Below are 661 nucleotides of genomic sequence, written 5' to 3'. Positions count from 1 at the left end.
GATGTGAATTCTACCCAAAAAGAGCTTGGCGCTAAGATCTCGATATCTGTTTGGGGGATGAAATACTAATGAAAATAAAAATTTTATTGGCTTTTTTATTTTTAAATATTACTTTTGCTAATCAGCTTCAAGAGGAAATGGACTCTTATGATAAAATTTTTGAAAAAATAAAGGAAAAAAGAAGCGGTCTTAGTGATATTGAGCTTTCGAGCATAAAAAATCCTTTTAAACAAGAACCTATCAAGACGATAACAGATCAAAATTCATCAATTATCACCCAAGCTTCAAAAGGACTTAGTTTAAAAGCAATTTTATTAAACAAAGCAAATATTGATTCCAAGTGGTATGCTGTCGGTGATATTGTTGATGGTTACAAAATAGCCAACATTACTAGAAACAGCGTTTTTTTAGTAAAAGGCGATGAAAAACAAGAGCTAATTTTAAAAAATGGAAGTAAAAATGTTGAGATTAAAATTAAATAAAATATTAATAATAGGTGCACTTATTTGCTTGAATATGAATTATGCTAGTGCCAATGAAAGTAGTTGTTTAAGCAAGAATTTTAATATGAAAATTTCAGATGATGTTGCGCTAGTAGATGTGTTAAATCAGCTTTCAGAGATGTGTAACTTTAGTATTGTTGCAAAGGATACTTATAGCA

General features: G+C 29.2%; 1 protein-coding gene and 1 pseudogene. Both read left to right on the top strand.

Features of this window, described 5'->3' with window-relative positions; genetic code table 11:
• Window positions 1-68 precede the first annotated feature (68 nt).
• Entirely contained in the window at window positions 69-482 is a 414-nt protein-coding gene (locus tag CYP64_RS01995) for a hypothetical protein (protein WP_181001670.1), read from the top strand.
• Window positions 460-661 (top strand): annotated as a pseudogene (locus CYP64_RS10095) (pilus (MSHA type) biogenesis protein MshL); the annotation flags it as partial. The gene CYP64_RS01995 and the pseudogene CYP64_RS10095, both read left to right, overlap by 23 nt.

The organism is Campylobacter concisus, assembly GCF_002913945.1.
Lineage (GTDB): Bacteria > Campylobacterota > Campylobacteria > Campylobacterales > Campylobacteraceae > Campylobacter_A > Campylobacter_A concisus_P.
The sequence above is the reverse complement of the archived record's forward strand: the minus strand, read 5'-3'. Positions and strand labels throughout refer to the sequence as shown.